At 67.0% G+C, this 18,857-nt stretch carries 16 protein-coding genes; 1 reads left to right on the top strand and 15 read right to left on the bottom strand.

Annotated features, from left to right (window positions below):
* Window positions 1-215: 215 nt before the first annotated feature.
* The 12 genes from HYN04_RS06260 to HYN04_RS06205 all read right to left on the bottom strand — a co-directional run bounded on the left by HYN04_RS06260 (window position 216) and on the right by HYN04_RS06205 (window position 10,240).
* The gene (locus HYN04_RS06260) at window positions 216-686 is read right to left on the bottom strand and encodes a hypothetical protein (protein WP_110449970.1); all 471 of its coding nucleotides are present in this window, start codon (window positions 684-686) and stop codon (window positions 216-218) included.
* A gap of 52 nt (window positions 687-738) precedes the next feature.
* Window positions 739-1,710 (bottom strand): thiamine-phosphate kinase, encoded by a 972-nt coding sequence (thiL, locus tag HYN04_RS06255; protein WP_162599563.1) that lies wholly within the window; start codon window positions 1,708-1,710, stop codon window positions 739-741.
* Complete coding sequence (nusB, locus tag HYN04_RS06250; protein WP_110449968.1) at window positions 1,697-2,158, bottom strand: transcription antitermination factor NusB; 462 nt, start codon at window positions 2,156-2,158, stop codon at window positions 1,697-1,699. Before nusB ends, thiL begins: the two co-directional genes overlap by 14 nt.
* Entirely contained in the window at window positions 2,158-2,622 is a 465-nt protein-coding gene (ribH, locus tag HYN04_RS06245; RefSeq protein ID WP_110449967.1) for a 6,7-dimethyl-8-ribityllumazine synthase, read from the bottom strand. The genes nusB and ribH overlap by 1 nt, the downstream gene beginning before the upstream one ends.
* A 24-nt stretch (window positions 2,623-2,646) precedes the next feature.
* Window positions 2,647-3,237, bottom strand: a complete 591-nt coding sequence (locus HYN04_RS06240) for a riboflavin synthase (protein ID WP_110449966.1) — start codon at window positions 3,235-3,237, stop codon at window positions 2,647-2,649.
* Window positions 3,237-3,887: a RibD family protein gene (locus tag HYN04_RS06235; RefSeq protein ID WP_110449965.1), complete on the bottom strand. Its 651-nt coding sequence runs from the start codon at window positions 3,885-3,887 to the stop codon at window positions 3,237-3,239. Before HYN04_RS06235 ends, HYN04_RS06240 begins: the two co-directional genes overlap by 1 nt.
* Window positions 3,877-4,350 (bottom strand): transcriptional regulator NrdR, encoded by a 474-nt coding sequence (gene nrdR, locus HYN04_RS06230; RefSeq protein ID WP_110449964.1) that lies wholly within the window; start codon window positions 4,348-4,350, stop codon window positions 3,877-3,879. Before nrdR ends, HYN04_RS06235 begins: the two co-directional genes overlap by 11 nt.
* A gap of 41 nt (window positions 4,351-4,391) precedes the next feature.
* Window positions 4,392-5,687 carry a serine hydroxymethyltransferase gene (gene glyA / locus HYN04_RS06225; RefSeq protein ID WP_110449963.1) on the bottom strand — a complete coding sequence of 432 codons (1,296 nt, stop codon included), beginning with the start codon at window positions 5,685-5,687 and terminating at the stop codon, window positions 4,392-4,394.
* A 106-nt stretch (window positions 5,688-5,793) separates the two neighbouring features.
* A complete protein-coding gene (gene hemA, locus HYN04_RS06220) occupies window positions 5,794-7,020 on the bottom strand; it encodes a 5-aminolevulinate synthase (RefSeq protein WP_110449962.1) in 1,227 nt (408 codons plus the stop codon).
* A 147-nt stretch (window positions 7,021-7,167) separates the two neighbouring features.
* Window positions 7,168-8,052: a 3-hydroxyisobutyrate dehydrogenase gene (gene mmsB, locus HYN04_RS06215; RefSeq protein ID WP_241962705.1), complete on the bottom strand. Its 885-nt coding sequence runs from the start codon at window positions 8,050-8,052 to the stop codon at window positions 7,168-7,170.
* The gene (locus tag HYN04_RS06210; protein WP_110449960.1) at window positions 8,049-9,104 is read right to left on the bottom strand and encodes an enoyl-CoA hydratase/isomerase family protein; all 1,056 of its coding nucleotides are present in this window, start codon (window positions 9,102-9,104) and stop codon (window positions 8,049-8,051) included. The genes mmsB and HYN04_RS06210 overlap by 4 nt, the downstream gene beginning before the upstream one ends.
* Window positions 9,101-10,240 carry an acyl-CoA dehydrogenase family protein gene (locus tag HYN04_RS06205; protein WP_110449959.1) on the bottom strand — a complete coding sequence of 380 codons (1,140 nt, stop codon included), beginning with the start codon at window positions 10,238-10,240 and terminating at the stop codon, window positions 9,101-9,103. Before HYN04_RS06205 ends, HYN04_RS06210 begins: the two co-directional genes overlap by 4 nt.
* A gap of 119 nt (window positions 10,241-10,359) precedes the next feature.
* Between HYN04_RS06205 and hemB the strand changes: the two genes are divergently transcribed.
* The gene (gene hemB, locus HYN04_RS06200; protein WP_110449958.1) at window positions 10,360-11,376 is read left to right on the top strand and encodes a porphobilinogen synthase; all 1,017 of its coding nucleotides are present in this window, start codon (window positions 10,360-10,362) and stop codon (window positions 11,374-11,376) included.
* A 9-nt stretch (window positions 11,377-11,385) separates the two neighbouring features.
* Here hemB and HYN04_RS06195 read toward each other — a convergent pair whose 3' ends face one another.
* The 3 genes from HYN04_RS06195 to HYN04_RS06185 are packed head-to-tail and all read right to left on the bottom strand — an operon-like array spanning window position 11,386 to window position 18,781.
* On the bottom strand, window positions 11,386-14,151 hold the full coding sequence (locus HYN04_RS06195; RefSeq protein WP_199286001.1) for a DEAD/DEAH box helicase family protein: 2,766 nt from the start codon (window positions 14,149-14,151) through the stop codon (window positions 11,386-11,388).
* Window positions 14,148-15,839, bottom strand: coding sequence for a site-specific DNA-methyltransferase (locus tag HYN04_RS06190; protein WP_110449957.1), 1,692 nt, complete (start codon window positions 15,837-15,839; stop codon window positions 14,148-14,150). The genes HYN04_RS06195 and HYN04_RS06190 overlap by 4 nt, the downstream gene beginning before the upstream one ends.
* Window positions 15,836-18,781, bottom strand: a complete 2,946-nt coding sequence (locus tag HYN04_RS06185) for an SNF2-related protein (protein WP_199286000.1) — start codon at window positions 18,779-18,781, stop codon at window positions 15,836-15,838. The genes HYN04_RS06190 and HYN04_RS06185 overlap by 4 nt, the downstream gene beginning before the upstream one ends.
* Window positions 18,782-18,857: the final 76 nt, after the last annotated feature.

The raw sequence follows: 18,857 nt of genomic DNA, 5'->3' as shown, positions 1-18,857 counted from the left end.
CCCTTCAAAGACTGTGCGGAGACCGACGGGAGTGAAAAGGATCACACCCCCGACACCCGTCCCCCGAGTTTTTCCGAACCGACGGCGCGACCGAGTCTGCGCCCGCCGAAAGACGGGGGAAACTGCCAAACCTCGGCCCCGCATGCAATGATTGTTCGAGATCGCCGCCAGGAACTGTCCGGAGGACCCCGGTTCCCAATGGGTGGGAACGACGCTCAGGGGTTGATGACCTCGCGCCGGGCCCCGGTCTGGGATTGCGGCGGATAGATCCGCTTCTGGGGTTTCTGGTCCCGCAATTCCACGGAGCGGACTTTGTTGGCCCCCAGGGCGGTCTTGGCCTCACGCATGAGGGCCGCCTCGAACTTCTTGGGGTCCAGGGCCATGTAGTCCGTGCCGGAATTCAGCGGCGTGCGATAGGCGGAACGGACGAGCCCTTCCCGGATGAAGGGCTCCCGGGTCTCGATTTCGGCCTTGGTCAGGCCGGGATTCAACTGGATTCGGGCCCGGATGAAGACGAAGTTCACGACCCTGCCGTCCTTCATGACCGGCAGCCCGATCCCGGACAGGTCGATCCTGAGGTCCGCTTCGCTGGGTGCGCCACCCTCCTTCTTCTCCCCGGCCGCGAAGGCCAGCGGCGGGTGCGAGAGCATGAGGAAGGCGACGGTAAGCAGCAGTAAACGCCTCATGGAAGTCCTCCGGTAACGGGCCGCCGCAGCGCGCCCTGAAGTTGGGGCCGCCCTACCCATGCCGCCACCCCCCTGCGCCCGCATCAAGCGGCCGTCCCTCGTGAAGGACCTCGGCGGCGCCGACATGGAAGACGCCGACAACCGTGCAGCCCGCCTCTTCCAACTCGGCGCGGTGATCTGGCCGCGCGGCAAGGACCACCTCGTAATCGTCGCCTCCGGTCGCCAGGGCCAGCAGGGCGGCTTCAGGCGACGCCTGACGGGCCGCCCAGTCCTGCGCCTCCGGCGACAGGGGCAGGCGCTCCAGCTCCAGCCGGATGGAGCAGCCCGAGGCGCGGGCGAGCTGGCCGGCGTCGGCGACGAGGCCGTCGGAAATGTCGGCGGCGGCGGAGGCGCAGCGCCGGAGCACCTCTCGGAGGTCGAGCCGGGGTTCGGGGCGTCGGAACTTCCGGGCCAGGCGTCCTTTCGGGTCGGCGATCGCGCCCGTCACCGCCTGGAGGCCGAGCAAGCCGTCGCCCACTGGCCCCGAGACCAGCAGGAGGTCGCCGGGCGCGGCGCCGGATCGGGGGATCATGCCGCCCGGAGGGCATCGGCCGAAAAAGGTCCCCGAGACCATGAGGGGTCCGGGCGTCGAGACCGTGTCGCCGCCCAGCAGCACCAGGCCAAAGGCTTCCGCCTCGCGGGCCAGTTCACGGGCGAAGGCCCGCCGGCGGTCAACACTCCAACCTGGCCCCCAGGCCAGGGTCTGGAGCCAGGCGAAGGGCTCGGCGCCCTTGGCCGCCAGGTCGGAGAGATTCACCCTCAGGAACCGGGCCGCGATGTCCTCGGGAGCCTCGCCAGGGGGGAAATGAACACCCTCGACCAGAGCGTCCTGGGTCACCACGACCTGGTCAGCCCCGGAATCCGGGAGCACGGCGGCGTCGTCGAGCAGGTCGAAGGCGCCGGGCTCTCCCCGGGTCAGCGGCCGGAAGAACTCGGCGATCTGGCCGAACTCATCCGGTCCTTCGGGGGTTTCAGGCCCGGACATCCCGCGCCAGTCCATCGAGGGCGGCGTTGACGAAGCCGGGCTCCGGTCCCTCGAAGAAGGAGCGGGCCAGGTCGACATACTCGTTGATCACGACCTCGACCGGCACGTCGGGCCGGTGGGCCAGCTCGAAGGCCCCCGCGCGCAGGATGGCGCGGACCGTTGCGTCCAGGCGATCCAGCCGCCAGCCCTGGGCCAGGCGGCGGGCGATGGCGGGGTCGATCCCGCGCTGGTGCTCGACGACCCCGCGAACCAGCTCCGCGAAGAAGATTTCGTCGGCCGCCGCCAGAGGCGCGCCCTCCCCTTCCTCGCCGGCGGGGGAGCGATCGAACCGGTGTTCGGAGAACTCCCGGACGACGGCCTCGACCCCGGCCCCCGACACCTCCATCTGGTAGAGGGCCTGGACGGCGGCGAGCCGGGCGACCGACCGGGCCTGGTGGGAAACGGACATCAGCGCTCCTGGCCGAGGAACCGGCGGCGCAGGGCGATCATGTCGAGGGCCGCACGTGCGGCGCCGCCGCCCTTGTCGCCTTCGTTGACCCGGGCCCGCGCCCAGGCCTGCTCCTCGTCCTCGACGGTGAGGATGCCGTTCCCCAGGCAGACGCCCTCGCGGACCGTCAGGTCCATGAGGCCCCGGGTGCTCTCGTTCGAGACGATCTCGAAGTGGTAGGTCTCGCCCCGGATGACCGTACCGAGGGCCACAAAGCCATCGTAGCTCACGCCGGCGGGCGACTGCCGGGCGTCATGTGCCATGGCCACGGCGCCGGGAATTTCGAGGGCGCCGGGCACGCTTACAACATCGAACTCAGCGCCGTGCGCCGACAGCACGTCCGAGGCCCCCTTCAGGAGCTCGTCGGCGAGGTCGTCGTAGAAGCGGGCCTCGACGATGAGCAGTCGCAGCTTGTCCTGGATCATACCGGTTTCCTTGATGGCTCGGGTTTAGGCCGTTTCCCGCCAACGGGCGAGATAGCGGGCCAGCATGTCGATCTCGAGGTTGACCCGGGTCCCCGGCGCGAGGTCCCCGAGGGTGGTCACCTCCCAGGTGTGGGGGATCAGGTTCACGCCGAAGACGTCGTCCTCGACCTCGTTCACGGTCAGCGAGACGCCGTCGACGGTGATCGAGCCCTTGGGGGCGATGAACCGGTGCAGCGGACGCGGCGCACGGAACCGGACCCGCCGGGATCCGCCCTCGGGCGTCACGGAAAGCACTTCTCCCACGCCGTCCACATGGCCCGACACGATGTGCCCGCCCAGCTCGTCACCGACCTTCGCCGCTCGCTCCAGGTTGACCCGACGCCCGACACCCCAGTCTCCGAGGTGGGTCAGGCCGAGGGTCTCTCCGGAGACCTCGACGGCGAACCAGTCCGCCCCCTTCTCCACGACGGTGAGGCAGCAGCCCGAGTGGCTGATAGAGGCGCCGATCTCCACGGTGGCGAGGTCATAGGCGGTCGTGATCTCGAAGCGCCGGTCCCGGTCGGTGTCCCGGATGGCGCGAACCGCGCCGACGTCGGTGACGATCCCAGTGAACATCAGGTCCTCTCGTAGGTTTCGCAGAGGTCGGGTCCAAACTCCGCAAGGGCGGCGCGCCGGAAGCGCGGCGCGTCCGCGAGTCGATCCCATGGCAGATCGCCCACGGCAGGTCGACCCCGGGCGCCGAGGATCAGGGGCGCCCGGAACCAGACCAGCCGGTCGACGAGCCCCGCCGCCATGAAGGCCGCAGCCACCTGCCCGCCCCCCTCCAGGAAGAGCCGCGACAAGCCTTCAGCCGCAAGCACCTCGACCACCCGGGCCGGGTCGGGACGGACGCCGGGCGTTCCCGTCGAAAGGATGCGGACGCCGAGCGCCTGAAGGGCCGGGTCCGCCGGCCCGCTTGCGATGACGTAGGTCGGGATCTCCCGCGCCGTCACCGCCAGCCTTGACCGGGGCGGAAGCCGCTGGTGGGTATCCAGCACAACCCGGGCCGGCTGGGGGCCGGGAAAGCCATCCAGCCGGACAGTCAGTTCAGGGTCATCCGCCAGGGCCGTCTCGATCCCGACGATGACCGCCTGGGCCTCGGCCCGCAGCTGGTGGACTTCTAGCCGGGATTCCTCGCCGGTGATCCAGCGGCTCTCGCCCGTGGCGGTGGCGATCCGTCCATCCAGGCTGGTCGCGAGCTTCAGGGTGATCCGGCTAGCGGTCATCCTCTCCGCTCTCGCTCAGGCCCTCGCGGCCGAGGAAGGTCGCGAACTCGGCCGCCTCCCGGAAGTCGCGATAGACGGAGGCGTAGCGGACATAGGCCACGTCATCGAGGGCCTTGAGCTGCTTCATGACCATCTCGCCGACGACGGAGGACGGGAGCTCGGTCTCGCCCAGGCTCTCCAGCTGGCGCACGATCTGCGAGATCATCCGCTCGATACGGTCGGGCTCGATGGGCCGCTTGCGGGTGGCGATGGCGATGGACCGCGCCAGCTTGTCCCGGTCAAAGGGCGTGCGGCGGCCGGAGCGCTTCAGGATGGTGATCTCGCGCAGCTGCACCCGCTCGAAGGTGGTGAACCGACCGCCGCACTCCGGACAGGACCGGCGGCGACGGATGGCCGCGCCGTCGTCCGACGGGCGGCTGTCCTTCACCTGGCTCTCGGGGTGTCCGCAGAACGGGCAACGCATGATCTGGCCCCTCCCGGCCTGGCCGACACCTATTAGAGGGCTCAGCCGTAGATGGGAAAGCGTTTCGTGAGGGCCAGGACCTCGCCCCGAACCCGCGCCTCGACGGCCGAGTTGTCGCCGCCGGCCGCCACCCCGTCGAGGACCTCGCCGATCCAGCGGCCGACCTGGCGGAACTCGTCCTCGCCGAAGCCCCGGGTCGTGCCGGCCGGCGTGCCGACGCGGATCCCCGAGGTCTGGACCGGCGGAAGCGGGTCGAAGGGAATGCCGTTCTTGTTCGTGGTGATGCCGGCGCGCTCGAGGGCGATCTCGGCGTCGGCCCCGTTCACGCCCTTGGGCGTCAGGTCCACCAGCATCAGGTGGCTGTCGGTGCCGTTCGACACGATCCGGAAGCCGGCCTGCTGCAGGCTGTCGGCCAGGGCCCGGGCGTTGTCGACCACCTGCCGGGCATAGGCCTTGAACTCCGGCCGGAGGGCCTCGCCGAAGGCCACGGCCTTGGCGGCGATGACGTGCATGAGCGGACCGCCCTGCAGGCCCGGGAAGACCGCCGAGTCCAGCTTCTTCGCCAGCTTCTTGTCGTTGGTCAGGATCAGGCCGCCGCGCGGACCCCGCAGGGTCTTGTGGGTGGTGGTCGTCACCACGTGGGCGTGCGGGAAGGGATTGGGGTAGACGCCCCCGGCCACGAGCCCGGCGTAGTGGGCGATGTCGGCCATCAGGATGGCGCCGACGGAATCGGCGATCTGCCGGAAACGGGCGAAGTCGATGTGCCGGGAATAGGCCGAGCCGCCGGCGATGATCACCTTGGGCTTCTCGGCCAGGGCCAGTTCGGCGGCCTGGTCGTAGTCGATGAGGTGGTCCTGGCTGCGCACGGCATAGGAGACCGGCCGGAACCACTTGCCCGACTGGTTGACGCTCTTGCCGTGGGTCAGGTGGCCGCCGGCGGCCAGGTCCATGCCCATGAAGGTGTCGCCGGGGACCAGGGTGGCCATGAAGACCGCCTGGTTGGCCTGGCTGCCCGAGTGCGGCTGGACGTTGGCGAAGTCGCAGCCGAACAGGGTCTTGGCCCGCTCGATGGCAAGGGCCTCGGCCTCGTCCACCACCTCGCAGCCGCCGTAATAGCGCTTGCCCGGATAGCCCTCGGCGTACTTGTTGGTCAGGACCGAGCCCTGCGCCTCCAGCACCGCCTGCGAGACGATGTTCTCGGAGGCGATCAGCTCGATCTGGTCCTGCTGGCGGCGCAGTTCTCCGTCCAGCACGGCGGCGAGCGCCGGGTCGGACTGCGCGACCGAAGCCGAGAAGAAGCCCGCCGGGACGCCGGCGGCGAGGGTCTGTGTGGTCATGGGGCCTGTCCTGAGGATTCGGCGCGGCCGAACGCGGGCTGTTTACAGCCTCGCGGGTCCCGGCGGAACCGTCCTCTGAGGACGAAACGCGGAAAAGTCCTCGGGATCAGGCGGCCTGGCCGCCCACCCTCTGGATGTTGCAGCGGACCCAGAGCTTCTCGAGGGCCCGGACCAGGTCGTCCATCATCCCGTCAGTGTGCGCCGGGCTGGGGGTGAAGCGCAGGCGCTCGGTCCCGCGGGGCACGGTGGGATAGTTGATGGGCTGGACGTAGACGCCATGCTCCTCGAGCAGGATGTCCGAGATCAGCTTGCAGTGGACCGGGTCGCCGACCAGCACGGGCACGATGTGGCTGACCGAGGGCATGACCGGCAGGCCGGCGGCCTCCATGCGCGCCTTCAGGGCGGCGGCGCGCTCCTGGTGCTTCACCCGCACCTCGTTGTGCTCCTTGAGCCAGCGGATCGAGGCCACGGCGCCCGCGGCCACGGCCGGCGGGACGGAGGTGGTGAAGATGAAGCCGTCGGCATAGGAGCGGATCGCGTCGACGATCACCGCGTCGGCGGCGATGTAGCCGCCCATGACCCCGTAGGCCTTGCCCAGGGTGCCCTCGATGATGTCGATCTCGGCCATGACGCCGTCACGCTCGCATACGCCGGCGCCGCGGGGGCCGTACATGCCCACGGCATGGACCTCGTCGATGTAGGTCATGGCGCCGTACTTCTTCGCCAGGGCCACGGTGCCGCGGATGTCGGCGATGTCGCCGTCCATGGAATAGACGCTCTCGAAGGCGATCAGCTTGGGCGCGGCGGGATCAGCGGCGGCGAGCAGTTCCTCGAGGTGGGCCAGGTCGTTGTGGCGGAAGACGTGCCGGGGGCCGCGACCGCCGCGGATGCCCGAAATCATCGAATTGTGGTTCAGGGCGTCGGAGAAGACGATCAGGCCGGGCAGGATCTTGTAGAGGGTCGAGAGCGAGGCCTCGTTGGAAACGTAGCCCGAGGTGAAGAGGAGGGCCGATTCCTTGCCGTGCAGGTCGGCCAGCTCGCGCTCGAGCTCGACGTGATAGCGGGTGGTGCCCGAGATGTTGCGGGTGCCGCCGGAGCCGGCGCCGGCCTCGTCGATGGCCGCCTTCATGGCGTCGAGGACGACGGGGTTCTCGCCCTGGGCCAGGTAGTCGTTGGAGCACCAGACCACGACCTCGGAGGTCGAGCCGTCCGGGCGGGTCCAGGTGGCGTTCGGGAACCGGCCGCGGTGACGCTTCAGGTCGGCGAAGACCCGGTAGCGACCCTCGGAGCGGACCTTGTCCAGCGCGTCGGCGAAGGCGGCCTTGTAATCCATGGCTCTGATCCCAGCGGGCCGGGCGGCGCGCCCGGGCCGAAAACCCAACGAAAACCGCCGGACATTTGCACCCCGGCGGCGCCAATGTCCAGCCAACCTGACGCCGGCGTCATGATCCACGTCAAATCGCGACGAGGTTCCCGAAGATCAAGCCCCGCCCCGCAGGAACTGCAGCATGGACGAGAAGTCACGGCCCCCGTTCCCGAGCCGGTCCCACAGGGCGTAAAGGGCCTCGGCCTGGGCCCCGAGGGGGGTCGACGCGCCGTTCGAGGCCGCCGCCGCCTGGGCGAGCTTGAGGTCCTTCAGCATCATGGCCACGGCGAAGCCGCCGGAATAGTCGCGGTTCGAGGGGGCGGTCTCCACCAGTCCGGGCCAGGGCGAATAGCTGGTCAGGGACCAGCACTGGCCGGAGGATTTCGAGGCGATCTCGAAGAACTTGTCCGGCTCCAGCCCCAGGCGCTCGGCCAGGGCGAAGGCTTCGCAGGTCCCGATCATCGAGATGCCCAGCAGCATGTTGTTGCAGATCTTGGCCGCCTGCCCCGCCCCATGGTCGCCGGCCCGCAGGACCGCCCGGGCCATGGGCGCCAGCAGGGCCTCGATGGCGGCGAAGCAGTCCTCGTCGCAGCCGACCATGAAGGCCAGGGTCCCGGCCTCGGCGCCCGCCGTGCCGCCGGAGACCGGGGCGTCGGCGAAGACATAGCCCGCCGCGGCGGCCTTTTCCGCCACGGCGCGGGCGGTCTCCACGTCGATGGTCGAGGCGTCGATGAGCAGGGCGCCGGCGGGGGCCTGGCCCAGGATCTCGCCCTCGTAGACCGCCCTCACCTGTGGGCCGGCGGGCAGCATGGTGATCACGGCTTCAGCGCCAGCCACCGCCTCGCGGACGCTGGCGGCCGGCGTGCAGCCGCGGCCCGCGGCCCGCGCCAGCGCCTCCGCGGAGAGATCGTAGGCGATGACCTCATGGCCGGCGCCGACCAGCCGCGCGGCCATGCCGCCACCCATGTTTCCCAGGCCGATGAAGGCGATGCGGGTCATTGCGATGTCCTTTCCAGGGGCGACCATTCCTGGTCCGCCGGCAGGGGGGCGAAGATGGCGTCCAGCAGGTCCTCGCCCACGCCTTCCAGGGTCGCCGGGTCCCACCTGGGGGCGTTGTCCTTGTCGACGATGACGGCGCGCACGCCCTCGAGGAAGTCGTGGCGCTGCACGACCCGGGCGCCGATCCGGTACTCCATGGCCATGTTGGCGGCGAAGTCCGGGGCGGCGAGGCCCAGGGCCAGCTGGCGGAAGGCGACCTTCAGGGTCTGGGGCGACTTGGTCTTCAGGGCCTCGGCCTGGGCGCGGGCCCAGTCGGAGCCACCCTCCAGGGCCGCGAGGATGGCCTCCACCGAGTCCTGCCCAAAGGCCGCGTCCAGCTCGGCGCGGTGCGCATCGACCGGCGCCGGGCCTGGGTCCACATGAAACTGCGTCAGCAAGTCCTCGATATCCTGAGGTTTTGCGGTCAGGGCCGCCTTCAGTTCCGGTAGTGTCTCCGAAGGGACGTAGTGGGTCGCCAGGCCCGCGTGGAGGCAGTCGGCGGCCTTGATCCGGGCGCCGGTCAGGGCCAGCCAGAGGCCGATCCGGCCGGGCAGGCGGGGCAGGAACCAGCCGCCGCCGACGTCCGGGAAGAGGCCGATCCCGGTCTCCGGCATGGCGAAGGTGGTCCGCTCGGTGGCGATGCGGAAGCGGGCCGGCGCCGACAGGCCGACCCCGCCGCCCATGGTGATCCCGTCCATCACCGCGATGACCGGCTTGGGATAGCCGAACAGCAGGTGGTTCAGCCGGTACTCGATGAAGAAGAATTCCCGCGCCAGCCGCCCGTCAGCCGCGCCGCTGTCGGCCAGCATGCGGATGTCGCCGCCGGCGCAGAATCCCCGCTCGCCGGAATGGTCGACCAGCACCGCCTGCACGGCCGGGTCGCCGCGCCAGTCCAGGAGGGCGGCGGTCAGGGCCTGGCACATGCCCGTAGTCAGGGCGTGCAGGGCCTGTGGCCGGTTCAGGGTCAGGCGGCCGAGGCCCCCGTCCCGCGCAACAAGCACCTCCTCGCTCATCGTCCCAGAATCTCCCGGCTGATGATGACCCGCATGATCTCGTTGGTCCCTTCCAGGATCTGGTGGACCCTCAGGTCGCGCACGATCCGCTCCAGGGGATAGTCCCGCAGATAGCCATAGCCGCCGTGCAGCTGCAGGGCCTGGTTGGCGACCTCGAAGCCGCCGTCCGTGGCGAAGCGCTTGGCCATGGCGCAGTAGAGGGTGGCGTCCGGGTCCCCGGCGTCCAGGGCGAAGGCGGCGCGGCGCACCATCAGGCGGGCGGCCTCCAGCTCGGTGGCCATGTCGGCGAGGCGGAACTGGAGGGCCTGGAAGTCCGCCAGCGGCCGGCCAAACTGGCGGCGGGCGGAGAGGTGCTCGCGGGCGGTCTCGAGCGCCAGGCCCGCACCCCCCAGGGAGCAGGCGGCGATGTTGATGCGCCCGCCGTCCAGGCCGGCCATGGCGAAGCGGAAGCCCTCGCCCTCGGCTCCGATCCGGTGGGCCGCCGGCACGCGCACCCCGTCGAAGTGGACCATGGCCGTCGGCTGGGCGTTCCAGCCCATCTTGCGCTCCTGGGCGCCGAAGGACAGGCCCAGCGTTCCCGCCTCCACCACGAAGGCCGAGACGCCCCGGGCGCCGCCCTCCCCCGTGCGGGCCATGACCAGGTAGAGGTCGGAGGTCCCCGCCCCGGAGATGAAGGCCTTGGCGCCGGTCAGGACATAGTCGTCGCCGTCCCGCTCGGCCCGGGTGGCCAGGGAGGCCGCGTCCGACCCCGCCCCCGGCTCGGTCAGGCAATAGCTGGAGAGCAGCTCCATGGTCGCCAGCCGGGGCAGCCAGCGCTGGCGCTGGCCGTCGTTTCCGAACCGGTCGATCATCCACGAGACCATGTTGTGGATGGAGATGTAGGCGGCCACGGACACGTCGCCCCGGCTCAGCTCCTCAAAGACCAGGGCCGCGTCCAGCCGCGACAGGCCCGAGCCGCCGACCTCCTCGCGCACGTAGAGCCCGGCGAAGCCCAGGGCCGCGGCGGCGCGCAGGGTCGCCACCGGGAACACCTTTTCCTCGTCCCAGCGGGCCGAGTGCGGCGCCAGCTCGGCCTCGGCGAAGGCGCGGGCCGCCGCCTGGATGGCCGCCTGGTCGTCGTTGAGCGCAAAGTCCATCCGGTCTCCCCGTTTGAGGCGCCCCCGCCGTCTGGAGCCTCCCGCCCCCCTCTGTCAACGCCGGCCTGGCAACGCCGCGCCCCTTGCACCCCACCCCCATTTGCGCGAGACCGCAGGGCATGAGCCCGCCGCCCCTCGCCCCCTACCCCGCCCTGCGCCTGCGCCGCCTGCGCCAGGCCGACTGGATCCGCCGCCTGGTCCGCGAGACCGTGCTGACCCCCGCCGACCTCATCTGGTCCATGGTGGTGCACGAGGGCGAGGGCGAGGTGCCCGTCGCCTCCATGCCCGGCGTCAGCCGCCTGTCGGTGAAGGACTGCGCCCGCGCCGCCGTGGAGGCGCGCCGGCTGGGCATTCCCGCCATCGCCATCTTCCCCCACATCGACGGCGCCCGGAAGGACGCCGAGGGCAGCCTGGCCGCCGACCCGGGCGGGGTCATCCCCCGGGCGGTGAAGGCCATGAAGGACGCCGCCCCCGAGGTGGGGATCATGTGCGACGTGGCCCTCGACCCCTTCACCACCCACGGCCACGACGGCCTGATCCGCTCGGGCCGGATCGCCAACGACGCCACCATCGAGCGCCTGGTCGCCCAGGGCCTGATGCAGGCGCAGGCCGGGGCCGACATCCTCGCCCCCTCCGACATGATGGACGGCCGCATCGGCGCCCTGCGCGGGGCCCTGGAGAGCGCCGGCCACCCGGACGTGATGATCATGTCCTACGCCGCCAAGTACGCCTCGGCCTTCTACGGCCCCTATCGCGACGCCATCGGCTCGGGAAAGCTGGGCTCCGGCCCCGAGGACAACCCGGCCGACAAGAAGACCTACCAGATGGACCCGGCCAACACCGAGGAGGCCCTGCGCGAGGTGGGCCTGGACATCGCCGAGGGCGCCGACATGGTGATGGTCAAGCCCGGCCTGCCCTATCTCGACATTGTGCGCCGGGTGGTAGAGGCCTATCGCGTCCCCACCTTCGCCTTCCAGGTCTCGGGCGAGTACGCCATGATCAAGGCCGCCGGCGCCAACGGCTGGCTGGACGAGGACCGCGCCATCCTGGAAAGCCTCTCCGCCTTCAAGCGCGCCGGCGCGGCGGGGGTGATCACATACTTTGCGCCGCAGGCGGCGCGGATGTTGGGGGCGTAGGGGGGGCTCCTACCCCGTGCCCTCCTCCGCCTGGAGTTCAAACCGACTCTTGAGCTCGAGGGACGCCGGCCGGGTGTATTTGGCCAATAAGCCGCTTAATGTCGAATTTGGCTGAACCGCCACATCGGGAATAAGCGCATACCTCCAGGGTTTTTCACCAAATTTTTCAGCATGGTAAGTCGTTGCGATGAAGCACCATAATGAGGCGGCGTCAGCCTTAACTTGGACTTCCCCATCGCTGACATCAGAGGCGCGCTTGGTTTCGAGGATAAGCTTTTCGGTCTTCGTCTCGACCACAAAATCCGGCTGGTAGGCGTGGCCTTCCGAGTCGTAGATTTTGAACTGGTTGGGGCCGGGCTTCATCCAGAGTTCGACCGTTGCATCGCGTTCCAGCAGGATCGCCATCTGCCGCTCAGTATCCGAGTCGAACTTAGCCTGCGGGTAACAGCCCTTCTTGAAGCCCGTGAAGATGAACCGCTTGATGTCGCTGAGCCGCTCCGGCTGCTGGCGGAAGTCACGGATCGGATTGGCGCCGGAGCCGTCGAACGCCTGCGGCCGCAACACCGTGAACGGTGCGTGCAGCGTGACGCGGTATTTGCTGTCCGTCCGCCAGCGATGCTGGGTCATCTGCGTGAAGATAGCCTTGGCCATATCCTTGCCCCGGCTTTGCAGGACGTTGCGGACATCCTCGTCATTCGGGAGATAGCTCCGCAGGTGGGTCACGACCTGACCTGACAGCTCGTAGAGCATCTCCGCGTGGGCGTCGTAATCGACCTCATCGAAGTCGATCAGCCTGGCGACGAGATAATCCTCCAAGCGGTCTGGTTGGTCGCCGCCGTCTTCGCCGGAGATCAGGCTCTGCTTCTCGGTGCGAAGCACCTGCACCAGAAGTTCGCGGCTGATGGGCTGGTAGTTCCAGCTACCGAGGCCCTCAAGTTGGAAGGGCTTGAATCCGAACGACACCTGATCGACCGGCGTGACCACCATCTGCGGGATGGCGATGGTGCGCTCGACGAAGGCGGCGCAAAGCTCCTTCACCACCTGTTCGGCCCGCTCGGGCGTCAGCGTGGTGAACAGGCCCTCGGTCGCGCGATGCGCGGCCAGCGCATCGGCCGCGATGGTCTTGATCACCTTGTCGGAGTTGAGATCGGACGCGCGCTTCAGGTCGCGGATGCTGGGCATGACGACGTTCAGCGCGGTCTCGGCGAGCGCGATCTCCTCCGGTTTGTCGAACGTAAAGGCAGGCGCATCCGGTTCGGCGACGCCACCGCCGGGGAGCGGCGGCATGGGCGGCGCGGCGGCCTGCCGGATCATCGTCTGGATGATCGACAGCGCCTCGATCATCACCGGTTTGGACGATGGCACGTCGCCGCTGTCGCCGATTCGCACTTCCTTGAACTTGTGGACCAGACCGTCCGCCGATTTCGCCATCTCGATCAGGGCATTGAAGCGGTCGTGGGCGATGACGGTGAGCGTGTCCACGGCCTCGACGCCGGTGCGTTTGCCGTAGGGAAGCCGCAGGCCGCGACCGAGGGTCTGCTCGGTCAGGATGTCGGATGCCGAGGCGCGCAGGGGGACGATGGTGAAGAGGTTGGAGACATCCCACCCCTCTTTGAGCTTGTTGACGTGGATCACGATATCCGTGGTTCCGTCCCGCTCGATGTTGAGTAGCTTCCGAGCGTTGTCCTCGGTTTCCTCACCGGTGAGCTTGGAGTGAATCTCGATGACGCGACCCTTGTAGCGACCGTCGAAGAACTGCTCGGACTCGACGAACTCATGCACCTGCCGGGCATGGTGGGTGTCCTGTGTGACCACCAGCATGAACGGGTGGACGAGCGGGGCGTTGTTCTGCTTCGCATAGGTCTGAAGGGCGACCTTCACATGCTCATGGTAGTGGACCCCGTCCTCCAACTTGATCCGTTCGAGCACGTCCTCGGAGACACTCTTGGGATCGAAGTTGGCGCGGGTGCCGACGGCCGGTTCTTTGACGTAGCCGTCCTCCATCGCCTCTGGCAGATCGTAGCGATAGAGGACGTTCTTGAACGGCGCCGCGCTACCGCCAACCGCCTTCGGCGTGGCGGTGACTTCGAGGCCGAGGATTGGCTTCAGTTCGCTGATCGCCTTGGCGCCTGCCGAGGCCCGGTAGCGGTGGGCCTCGTCCATCATCAGCACGAGGTCGGGTAGCCCGGCGAGGTAAGAGAAGTAGCTCTCGCCAATGTATTCCTGAAGCCGCTTGATCCGGGGCGACTTGCCGCCGCGCACCTCGGAGTTGATCTTCGAGATGTTGAAAATGTTGATGATCGCCGCGTCGCGGCCGAGCAGGTCGGCGCCGCGAACGCCGCGCCCTTCCTCATAGTTCTCAGCGTTGACGATCAGAGGCGGCTGGTGGGCGAACGCTTCGACGCCCTTGAACACATACTTCGGACTGGACGGCTGGAAGTCGGCGAGCAGCTTTTCGTAGATGGTCAGGTTGGGCGCCAGCACGAAGAAGTTGCGGCTCTTCCCCGTCATGAACAGGTAGCTGACGAACGCCCCCATCAGCCGCGTCTTGCCGACGCCGGTCGCCAGCGCGAAGCAAAGGCTCGGGAAGTCCCGCTCGAAGTCCTCAACGTCGGGATAGGCCGCCCGCACAGCCTCAAGGGCGCCCGCGACATCGGTGCCCTTGGTCGGATCAACGAGGTCGATGACATCGGCCAGCCGTTTAAGCGACTCGGCCTGCGGCTTGCGTAGGGACAGCCGTTGGCCGATCTGGTGGAGGGCGCGGTTGTCGATCACGCGTCGCTCTCCGCGTCGAACAGGCTTGGCGCGTCGTCGGCTTTGCGGTGGCGGCCCCTCGACTTGGCGGCGGCCTCCGGCTCCCCCTCGACTTCAGCCTCATCATCGATCAGCGGCAGGGACTCGATCTTTAGCGAATAGTCGTCCTTGCCCCACTCGCTGCGATCGAGGATCGCGCCGGGGATTTTGCGGATCGTCAGATTCGTGAAGTTGTCGGCATTCGTCCCTTGGAACGCCTTGCAGCAGATCAGGAGGGTGCGCTCGTCGCCGACTTCATCGGAAATCGCCTGAAGCTGCTCGTGGGTAAGGCTGTTAGTCGTGACGTATATGAAATCCGTCTCTGACGAATACCCGTGCAGCCAGTAGTGCTCGGCCGAGGGCGCGTATGTGAACCCGAAGTGCTGGCACATTGCCTCGGCAAGCATCTCGGCGTTGTAGGATTTGGAGATCACCCATTGCCCAAACTGGTCCTTTTCCAACAGCGATGGGGCCATGCGGTAGTAGCGGAAGCCGCCCCCGCCCTGCCAGCCAACCGCTTTGGTGATCCCGCCGGGGTCATTGCCGTCGATGACTTTCTTGAGGCGGGGGACGATGATCGTTTCGCAGTGGTCGCCGAGTTCGACCATGATCCAAGGCCGTCCCATTTTGTGGGCAACGGCACCTGTCGTTCCTGAACCAGCGAACGAGTCCATGACCAAGTCACCGGGCTCGGTCGCTATCTCCAAAACCCTTTTGATTAGTCGCTCGGGCTTTGGGGTCATGAATACATCGTCGCCTTCGCCTGCGACGAGCTTTCTCACTTCATCTTTGGCCTCAGCGTTGTGACCCGCTTCGGAGTAGGGCCAAAAAGTAGAAGGGACCACTCCCTGCTTCGCTTCCGACAGAAACTTCTTGATACGAGGCACATTGTTGCCGTCCGCCCCCCACCAGACGCGGCCATCCGCGTCGAGTTCTCGAAACTTCGCTTCCGAGACACGCCAGAAAGTTCCTTGAGGCGGCGTGAACACTCGGCCATTGGGCGATGTGATTGGATAAGACCCAAGGCTGTAGTAGTTCCGCGCCTGCATGGCATTTGTAGTCCACGCGCCTCTGAGGTCGCCATCGGGGTTCGTGTATGAAGCATCAAGCTCTCCCGACCTAGGAAGCAACTTTCGTGTCCAAGCCGCCGCATCTTTTGCGTATACAAGTATATAATCGTGCATAGACGAAAAATGTCTGGCGGAGTTTTTAACGGTATATACTTTTTGCCACACTATAGTGTCTATGAAGTTTGACCGACCGAACACCTCATCTGCCATGACCTTGAAATAGTGAGCTTCGTTGTCATCAAGCGCGATCCAAATCGATCCATCTGATGACAAAAGACTCCGAAGAACTTCCAACCTATCTCTCAGGAGGCTCAGCCAGACGCTATGCTCAACGCCATCGTCATAATGAGTGAATGCCGAACCGGTATTGTAAGGTGGATCAATGAATATGCATTTCACCTTGTCTCTATATTGAGCCTCAAGTGCCTTGAGTGCGAGTAGGTTGTCGCCTCTAATGAGAACATTGTCGAAGCGATCTTCCGGCCGTCGAGAGGTCGAGTGATAAGACCACTTCTCATCTTCGATTAGGATGCGTGGCTCAAGCCGAGGCCGGTGCTCCTTACCGATCCACGTTAGTTCCAGTTTCGTCTTGGCACTCATCCGGCGATGTCCCATCGGATCGTAAACAGGGGGGTTAGGGTCGGCGTGAGGTTCAGCTTCTCGGCGATCTCGTCGAGCATCCGCTCGCGTTCCGCGTCGATCTCCCGCAGCCGGGTGTAGAGTTGGTGGTTTAGGTCGTCAGCCTGCCGCTTCAGCGCATTAGCCTCACGCTGATGCTCGACCTTCTCCTGAAGGCCCTGAACGGCGCGGGAGAGCTTGGTCTTCTCCTTCGCCTCCTTGGCCAAAGCCTTGATCTGCGCGTCGAATGACACCCGCGCATCGTCGCGCCAGTTGTCCAGCCGCTCTTCTTCCTCTTCGAGGAAGTCGCCCAGCCGGGTCTGAGCCTGCTGCACGATGGCCGTCTGCCGTTCGCCCACGAGCGTGGCCAACGCTTCAGGAGCCGATGAAGTCGGCGCCACGTCACCGATCTGCGCGGGCACCAGCATCATTCGCGCGGCGGTCTCACCATCGAGCACCTCGCCGTCATCGGTCACGGCCCCCACGATGATCTCGTCAAAGGTGCGCGCCGGTGTCTTCAGCGTCAGCCGCGCCGCTTGCATCCAGCCGCTCGCACCGATGCGTTCCGCGACATCGCCAAGGTTCCCGTCGTAGGCGCCGTAGTCGAAGGTGACCGACGCAGCATTCAGGTCACGCGCCTTGGCCTGTGCGACCAACTGGTCAGCAAGGCGGCCGTCGGCGAGCCTAAAGAAGTTCCAGCCACGGTCGTCCGCGAGCGGCCATTCGGTCGTGTAGGTGTCGCCCCGCCAGTCGAACCGTTCGGCATGGTCGTCGTGAAAGCGAGCGTCGGGAAGCTCGGCGCGCGCCAGCAGGAGCAGCGCGCGCTTGAACTCGTCGAGCGAGCGATGAAGCGAGGTCTCCTGCATCTTCAGCCGCTCGACCACCTTGTCGTCCATGGCGGCGAGGATTTGGTCCCGAGCGGACTTCTTGGCCTCGTCGATCTCGACGACAAGCTCGGTCTGAAGCGCGTCGAAGGCGGCGTTGATGTCGTCGTTGGTGCGGCAGGACTGGACGATTTCGAGGATGCGACGCTCGATGTCCACGCCGGACTCGATGGCGCCCAGCACCTCGTCGGACGAGCCGAACACGCCGTCGAAAAGCTGGAACTTGGTCTGTAGCAGTTCGACGATTCGGGCCTCGGCTTGGTTCTTCCGGTTCATGAAGTTGACGACGGTCACGTCGATCTTCTGGCCGTAGCGGTGGCAGCGGCCGATGCGCTGCTCGACCCGCTGGGGGTTCCACGGCAGGTCGTAGTTGATGAGCAGGGAGCAGAACTGAAGATTGATGCCCTCGGCGCCGGACTCCGTGGCGATCAGGATCGTCCGGTCGCTGCGGAAGGCATCGACGAGCGCGGCCTTCATGTCGGCGGTCTTCGAGCCGGACACGGCCTCGGTGCCCCGGTGCTTCTCAAGCCACGCCTTGTAGATTTCGCGGCTGTCCTTGTCGGCGTTGGCCCCGTTGAGGATCACGGTCTGACCGGCGAAGCCATGCTCTTCCAGAAGATCGCGCAGGTAGGATTGGGTGCGGACGGACTCGGTGAAGATCACCGCCTTCCGCTGGCCGCCCTTGCCAACGATCTCGTCCAGCACACCCGGCAGGCTGTCGAGCAGGGCCTTGCCTTTGGCGTTGGTGCTGATCGACCGGGCCAGATCACGGTAGCGGGCCAGTTCGTCGATCTCGGCCTTCAGCACGGCGGGATCGATGTCCTTTGCCGCGCCCTCGGCTTCCTCTTCGAGCGCGTCGGCTTCGGCCGTCTGCTCGCCTTCGCGCCATTCGTCGGCCGTCTCCGCCACGCCATCGATGTCGTCGAGGGTTTCCTCCGAGACAGCCTGCTTCCGCTCCAAGCGGGTGAGCATCTTGTCCAAGGTCGCGGCGACCGCGAATGACGACGAGCCGAGAATCTTCCGCAGAACGAGGGTGACGAGGTGGCGGCCATTCTTCCCGACCGCAACCGTGTCCTCGCGCTGAAGGTAGTCCGACATGTGCTTGTAGAGGTCTTCCTCAAGCCGGTCGGGCGTGAAGTCGAAGGTCTTGGGCAGGCGGTTGGTGTAGTTGATCAGGCCCGCCTTCTGGACCTGCCGCCGCAGCGTGCGCTTGCAGATCGGCTCCAACCGGCGGCCCAAGATCGACAGGGCCTTGCGGTCCTCCCGGCCGCCGAACTCGGCCCTGAACGCGTCGGCCGAACCGAAGAACTGGTCGTCGATGACGGTGACCAGCCCATAGAGTTCCATGAGGTTGTTCTGAAGCGGCGTGGCCGTCAGCAGGAGCTTCTGCCGGTCGGCGAGCGCGGATCGGAGAATGGCGGCACGGGAGGTTTCGGCCGCCCGGTAGACGTTCCGCAGCTTGTGGGCTTCGTCAAACACCACCAAGTCCCACAACACCTTGCGGATGTCCTCGGCGATGCGGGCGGCATATTCGTAGGACAGGATCACCACGCCTTCGGCCTTGCCGAGCGGGTTGTCCTTCCCGGCCTTGGCCAAGTCCTTCACCCGCTTGGCATCGAGGATCACGGACGGGAGGGAGAACTTCTCGTGAAGCTCTTGAGCCCACTGCTTGCGCAGCGAGGCCGGGGCTATCAGCAGGAGGCGACGCTTCCGCTCCCACCAGCGCTGGCTGATGACGAGCGCGGCTTCGATTGTCTTACCCAGCCCCACCTCGTCGGCCAGCAGCACGCCCTTGGATAGGGGCGAGCGCATAGCGAACATCGCCGCTTCGACCTGATGGGGGTTGAGATCGACGCGGGCGGCAGACAGCGATTGCGTAAGGCCATCGCCTTCCAGTCCCTCACGGGTCAGGAAGTGGGCGAAATAGGCCGCCTGATAGGGCGTGTAGCGGAGTGATGCGGTCATCAAGGCTCGGATGGGGAGATTTCGACGCCGGTCGGGATGCGGACTGGAATCGGGCTCAAACTGTTGTTTCACCATGCGAACACGCTCTACGAATAAGGGGCGCTGATCAACTGGCCCTGCGTGGCCGATCACATCTCAAACTGCCACTTCA

The organism is Phenylobacterium parvum (genome assembly GCF_003150835.1).
Classification (GTDB): domain Bacteria; phylum Pseudomonadota; class Alphaproteobacteria; order Caulobacterales; family Caulobacteraceae; genus Phenylobacterium; species Phenylobacterium parvum.
This window is presented reverse-complemented; position numbering and strand designations above follow the sequence as displayed.